The sequence below is a fragment of the Parafrankia sp. Ea1.12 genome, assembly GCF_900465275.1.
Taxonomy (GTDB): Bacteria; Actinomycetota; Actinomycetes; order Frankiales; family Frankiaceae; genus Parafrankia; species Parafrankia soli.
This window is the reverse complement of sequence record NZ_UBIZ01000185.1, coordinates 1-5,998: the sequence shown is the minus strand read 5'-3', so window position 1 is coordinate 5,998 and position 5,998 is coordinate 1. Positions and strand designations below refer to the sequence as shown.

Below are 5,998 nucleotides of genomic sequence, written 5' to 3'. Positions count from 1 at the left end.
CGGGATGAAGTGCCGTCCACGATCGCCACCTGGTCCCGGGCCGCCGGCGGAGGGTCAGAGCGAGCAGGGCGCTGATCGTGTCGATGACCGGCAGGCCGCCGAGTAAGAGGCGCCGAACAGCGGGCTGCCTGTGCCAGACCGTCACGAGTCGCCGCGCCACCCGGGACGGTTCCGGTCGCACCACGACTCGACATCGCGGCGGTGCCACAGCCGGATGCGCGGCTTCACGACCGCTGGCGTCGGGAAGCCGGCGTAGCGGGTGAGCATGTCGGCCCGTGATCGGCTCACGCCCAGCATCGACGCGAAATCGCTGACGTCGATCAAATCGAGGTCACATTGACTGCCCACAAGCACGTGACGTTAAGCGATGCCTCTCGTCTTGGCTCAGTCGTCTTTCTTCTTGCCCTGTCTTCCTACTGTTGCTTCTCGTCTTGTCCATGTAGCATGTGCTTCCGGTCGATCGGCCGGGAGACAAGTCGGGCCCGGCTCGGCGCGCGAACACCGAACCAGGCCCTGGGCACAGACCACAGGGGGTCAGCACCGTGTCCGAGAGTCAACCAGCTACCGCCATGAGCGCGACATCCACCGACGCGCTCATCACTCCCTCCGCGCCCGGCGTGGTGGTTCGCGAGACGGGGACGGGGCCGTACCGGTATGTCGTGGTGGACGTGCCGGCCGGTGTGCACCCAGCGAGCCTGGCCGCGGCGCTTCGTGGCCTGCCGATCGCGTGCGAGTTCGTCAACATGATGGACCTGGCCGGCACCCGTTCCGGCGGCGAGCTGCGGTTCAGGGTTCACGAGCACCACACCAGCTCGATCGGCGGCCTCGACGACCTGGATGCCGCATTGTCGCCCAGGCCGGCACGAGCGGACACCGGCGCGATGGTGCCACGCCTGGCCGATGACAGCCCCTTCACCGTCACCGACGGTCCCATCCCCGGGGGCGGTGCCCAGTGAGAACGTCGAGGATCCCGGCCAGGTTGCGACTGACCGAAGCGCAGGTGGCCTACGCGCGGGCCGAGTTGGCCAAGGTCGGCAAGTACGGCGACTTCTACGCCGCCTCGGTTATCCGGACCATCGCCTGCGGCGGGCGGCTGACCACGGAGAACGTCGCCTTCGCCATGGCCTCGACGGACGTCGAACGATGACCGCGCACGTGGTGCTACCCGCCGCCCAGCGCGCGCAGGCGACCCGACGGCGAGCGGCGGCGACGATCGAGCGTCGGCCGCTTCTTGTCGGTCTTCTGGTGCTCGACGACGTCGGCGTGCCGGTCGAGGTCGTGAGTCCGTTCGGTAGCGAGACAGCGGCGCGGCAGTGGGCTGACCTGTACGGAATCGAGACGTACCAGGTCCTGCCGGCCCGTATCGCGGGCGGGCGGGGCTGAGCCCGGACATCCGCCGAGCGCCGCGCGACTCACGCAGAACGGCCCGCCGCCCTCTCGGGTGGCGGGCCGTTCTGCGTGTCGTTAGGTCGCTGGACGTTTGGGCCGGTCGAGACGCGAGCGTGGACTACCCGCGCCCTGTCCGGACGCTCAGGGGCTCACGATGCCGGTGGAGTCTCGCCTTCCGGTTTCTTGCGTCGCTTCCGTCGTGCCTGTGCCGATCGGAGTGCGAGCGCAGAGAAGTACGCGCGTCGTGCGTGCTCGGCTCGTCGGGCGCGCTCGGCGGGTGGGAGCTTGCCATCGGGATCGACCTGGCGGTCGAAGCGGTCGAGGAACGCGGCGCGGCCGCGGGCGGTGCGGGCCGTTCGGTCGGTGGTGTTCGCCCAAGACGTGTGGGCGGCGATGCTGGCGATGAGGGCTTGGTCCTCTCGGCGGATGGCGGCCATAGCGGCTTCCCTTTCGTTCTGTGGGCGGTCCTGGTCGGCGGAGGCAGGCGGGGTTACGGTGCGGCGCCTTCGGCGCCCTGGGGCGGCTTCGGGTCGTTGGACAGGTGGCGGACGGCGGCGAGCAGGAGCGCCGCCCGGTCGGTCGAGCACCGCTGTCCGCGCTGGCGGACGCCGCGGACGAGCGCGGTCCGGGTGACCGGTCGCCCTCGGCGAGCCAGGTCGGCCGCGACCGCGCGCCCGGCGGCGAGCAGATCGGCGGGTAGGGGATCCGGGGTCGGCGCGCTGCTGTCGGCACCGGCTGACCGGTCGGCCCGCTCGGCGTCGGCCGCCGGCCGGTCCTCGCTGGCCGGGTCGGTGGTCGTGGGTGGTTTGATGCTCGTCGCTGGGGCCGGTCGAGTCGGTCGGCTGGCCTTGAGTCCGGCGACCAGGCCGAAGGCGGCGACCGGCCAGAGTGCCATGGTTGGTATCCATGCCCCGGGGGTGGCGGTCAGAGCGTGGGGTCCGGCGGCGGTGAGGTTCGCTGCCCCGGACATGGCGACTCCGGCGAGCAGGGTGCCGACCGGCCAGCGGATCGGGGTGCCGGTGCGGCGCCGGTGGCGGATCTCGATGATGGACGCCAGCGCCATCAGCTCGACCGACACCGCGATGAGCCAGGCGGCCCAGTCGGGTTGTCCGGCCCAGGCAGCGACGTCGTGGACGTGGACGAACGCGACGCAGAACACGCCTACGGCGAGCACGATCGGCAATGCGGCGCCAAGGGTGCGTTCTGTCCGGCCCTGGCTGTCGCCCGGTGGGTGGGTCGGGATGGGTCCGGCCGGTGCCCGGCCGTGGTCGTTGCTGGTCGCCGCGGGATGTTCGGGGGTTGCCTCGGCCGCGGGTGCGCCGATGGTCGGGACGCGAGTCATGGTGGGTTTCTCCGGTCGGGGGTTATGCGGCGTGTGCGAGGGGCTGCGGGAAAGCGACGGCAGAGAGCGCCGCGGCGGCGAGCGCGGGTGGGACGGCGTTGCCGACTTGAAGGAGCCGGCTGGCGTTGGTTCCCTGCCACGGGTAGTCGGCGGGGAAGGATTGCAGCAGGCCGAATTCGGTGACGGTCAGACTGTCAGTAGAACCGGCCCATTGCCCGTATAAGGCGGCTGCGCGGATGGCACCTCGGGTACTGGCCCCACCCCAGGCGTTTCCTCGGGTGGTGACTGTGAATGCCGGCCGGCCGGTCATTCCTCGGCCGAGGGTGTCGGCCATGCTCCGCCAGGGTTTCAGTGGCGGGGCGACTCGTGCGCCCTTCGCGCAGTATCGGGTATGGCTGGGCTGCGGTGGCCTGACCGTGTCCTGTGCACGGGAGGCGAGGAGGAAGGCGCGGCGACGCGTCTGGGGCACGCCGTATTCCTCGGCGGAGAGAATTCCGGTCCAGGTGGCGTAGCCGGTGCGGCGGAGTTCGTAGGCGAACCGTTCCCAGATCGGCAGAGCGGCGGGGACCTCTTCCATCGCTATCCAGACCGGTCGGAGCGCGCGGGCGAATCTCATGGGCTGGTGAATGAGCCGGCCGCGGGGGTCGGCGAGCCAGAGCCGGTTTCCCGCCACGCTGAACGGCTGGCAGGGAGGCGAGGCGATGAGCCCGGCAATCCCGGCGTAGTCGTCCGGCCGTACGGCGTCGATGTCCTCTTCGATGGCGTTAAGTCCGGCGGCGCGGCGGGTTTCGCAGGTCCAGTGGTCCCATTCGATACCGATCTCGGCGAGGCCGAGTTGCGTGCAGGCCAGCGACCAGCCGCCGGGGCCGGCGAAAAGGTCAAGTACGGTTGACATTTACATTACCTCCTGTCGGAGCGTGGATTGGGGCGTCGAATATCGAGAGAAAAAACACGTGAGGCCTCAGCGGACGCTCGGCAAGGGCACCGCTGGAAATACCGATTGGCGGCCAGGGCTTGTGCACCGGAAATATCGGTCCGCTTTGAGTGGACGGTCAGGGTACCGGCGGCCGCCCCTTGCTCCGATCACGCAGGGTGGCGGCCGCCGATCCGAGCGAGCGTGGCCGCGAGCCGGGCTGAGAGGGGGCCGTAGACCCCCGATTCCGGGGTTTCGGGGGTTTCGCGGCCAGCCCTGCTAACAGGCATCTGCACTGCTCAACGGCCCGACAGGCGGCTAACGGGGGTGCTAACAGCTAGCAGGGGTGCCGCTAACCGTTAGCACGCTTCGCGGCCTCAGGAACCCCGCCTGCGGTCACGTTCGGCCACCAGGTCGGCGACGTGACCGCGATCGATTCCGCGCCGATTGACTACCTTCCCGTTCATGCGGCGGCCGATTTGAACGGTCTCGATCCCGTACGGTTTGAGGACCAGCGCAAGCTGCTCAGGGCCCCATCCGTCGTACAGTTCCGGCCGTAGCTCGGCGAGCCGCACGGCGATGACTTCCGACCACACCCGCGGCTCACCCGGGGGCACCACGGTCAGAATGTCATCGAGCAGCGACATCGCCGCCGATTCCGCCGGGATAGCTTCTCCGGCGGCCTGCCCAGACAGCCGGCCCGCGGCTATACGCGCCGCCCGCGCCCGGTCGGCGATCTGCTCGGCGGTCGGGGTATCAATGTACGCGCAGCGAACAATCATCGGATCATCGGTCGCGCCGACCAGATAGCCGATTCCCTTGTCGGACGGTCGGAGTGTGGTGGCCTGGATTCCGTTCTTATACATCGACGTTCCGAGGATCATGTCGTTCTCGACCTGGCCCATGACCCGCAGGCAGAACCGGATCGACACGTTCGACGACACCCCAGTCGGCAGCGAGGCCGCGTCCGGCCGCTGCGTCGCCAGAATCAGAATAACCCCGAGCGCCCGGCCGAGTTTGATGACATCGGTAGCGAGTTCCCCGGCCTCTTTGCCGTAGGTTGGATGGGAGAAAAGGTTCTGGCACTCGTCGAGGATCGCCACGAGCGGGTGCAGTCCTTGCGACCGCAGCCCGGCAATCTGCCGGGTTACCTTCCCGTCCGGACACAGATCCTTCGGGAGCCGTTTGATCGCCGCCGCCCGGCGGGCGATTTCCGCGCGCAGATCCCGCAGCGCGGCGAGCGCGGTTTCCATCGTGGCATCGTCGAGTCCGGACGCGTACCTGGCAGCGAACTTCTCGGCCGCGTCCAGGTCGGCGGTGCCTTTCAAGTTGAAAACCCACAACTCACAGGTTGGATCGAGTCCGCAGCCGAGCATGAGGACCCGCACCGCCGACGTTTTCCCCGCCCCGGGAAGCGAGCCGACCAGCATGTTGTTTTCCGGCAGGGTGATGCTGATCGGGCGGCCGCGCGGGTCGGACCCGAATGGCACCGGGGCGAACACGTCGGTCAGGCCGCGTTTCGTCAGCGGCCAGGGCGCGGCCGGGGCTTTGGACATGTCCTGGTCGCCGACCCAGAGCAGGAGCCGGCCGGCGTGCACGTCGTGCCCGGCCTCGGGCCACACACAGCCCAGCGGCCGACGCAGCCCCGACGCGAGCCGCTCTCGACGCTCCAAGATGTCCGAGACGGTCACCCCGTAGGGCAGGTCGACCTCTGCGCGCCAGCCGGGCCCGTCCCGCATGATCGGGGACGGGAACGTGATCCCGCCGCCTTCCCTGCGCGCCTTGTTGATCTCAGCGATCCCCAAAGCGCCCAGCGCCCGCACGACGACGTCGGCGGTCAGCCGACCCACCTGCGTCGGCACCACGGCCGGGCTCATCAGGGGCCGGTCCGCCGGCGCCCCGAGGACCCCCAGCACGCCGACCGCGACCGCCACCATCGCCAGGTGCACGCCGCTCGGCGCGGCGATCCACCACCACACCGTCAGCACGAGTAGCGGAAGGCCCCCGAAGAGCGCCAGGAGCGCCCGTGTGCGGGTGCGGGTGTCGTGGAGACGGGCGAGCCGTAGATAGGTGCTGGTGTCTTCCTGGCGGACCGCGGCGGCGATGACCGGCCGGGCGTCGGTGTCCGCGAGCCAGCCGACCGCCCCGCCGACGAGGCGGCCCGCACCCCTCGGCGCGCGTGCGGCGAGCCGGCCTGCGTAGAGCGGGAGGCGTACCGAGTGGTAGGCGGCGGTGTAGGAGTAGTGGCCTACCGCCCAGCGGATCGCGGTGAGCAGCGCGGCCCAGGACCGCAGCCACGACGGGATGATCGGCCGCCGGGTCCCCGGCCGGGGCGCCAGACGCCGGGGGCGGGG

At 70.1% G+C, this 5,998-nt stretch carries 7 protein-coding genes; 3 read left to right on the top strand and 4 right to left on the bottom strand.

Going from position 1 to position 5,998, the window contains the following annotated elements:
• Nucleotides 1–141 precede the first annotated feature (141 nt).
• Entirely contained in the window at nt 142–288 is a 147-nt protein-coding gene (locus tag FMEAI12_RS05885; protein ID WP_235013746.1) for a hypothetical protein, read from the bottom strand.
• A gap of 281 nt (nt 289–569) precedes the next feature.
• Between FMEAI12_RS05885 and FMEAI12_RS05880 the strand changes: the two genes are divergently transcribed.
• The 3 genes from FMEAI12_RS05880 to FMEAI12_RS05875 are packed head-to-tail and all read left to right on the top strand — an operon-like array spanning nt 570 to nt 1,383.
• Nucleotides 570–956 carry a hypothetical protein gene (locus FMEAI12_RS05880; RefSeq protein ID WP_112105265.1) on the top strand — a complete coding sequence of 129 codons (387 nt, stop codon included), beginning with the start codon at nt 570–572 and terminating at the stop codon, nt 954–956.
• Between the two features lie 23 nt (nt 957–979).
• Nucleotides 980–1,147: a hypothetical protein gene (locus FMEAI12_RS36520; protein WP_160144240.1), complete on the top strand. Its 168-nt coding sequence runs from the start codon at nt 980–982 to the stop codon at nt 1,145–1,147.
• The gene (locus FMEAI12_RS05875) at nt 1,144–1,383 is read left to right on the top strand and encodes a hypothetical protein (protein ID WP_112105264.1); all 240 of its coding nucleotides are present in this window, start codon (nt 1,144–1,146) and stop codon (nt 1,381–1,383) included. The genes FMEAI12_RS36520 and FMEAI12_RS05875 overlap by 4 nt, the downstream gene beginning before the upstream one ends.
• Before the next feature lie 496 nt (nt 1,384–1,879).
• Here the strand turns inward: FMEAI12_RS05875 and FMEAI12_RS05870 are convergent, their stop codons facing one another.
• The 3 genes from FMEAI12_RS05870 to FMEAI12_RS05860 all read right to left on the bottom strand — a co-directional run bounded on the left by FMEAI12_RS05870 (nt 1,880) and on the right by FMEAI12_RS05860 (nt 5,632).
• Entirely contained in the window at nt 1,880–2,731 is an 852-nt protein-coding gene (locus FMEAI12_RS05870) for a DUF2637 domain-containing protein (RefSeq protein WP_112105263.1), read from the bottom strand.
• Nucleotides 2,732–2,753: 22 nt separating this feature from the next.
• Nucleotides 2,754–3,626, bottom strand: coding sequence for a DNA cytosine methyltransferase (locus tag FMEAI12_RS05865; RefSeq protein ID WP_112105262.1), 873 nt, complete (start codon nt 3,624–3,626; stop codon nt 2,754–2,756).
• Between the two features lie 395 nt (nt 3,627–4,021).
• A complete protein-coding gene (locus FMEAI12_RS05860; RefSeq protein ID WP_235013745.1) occupies nt 4,022–5,632 on the bottom strand; it encodes a cell division protein FtsK in 1,611 nt (536 codons plus the stop codon).
• Nucleotides 5,633–5,998: the final 366 nt, after the last annotated feature.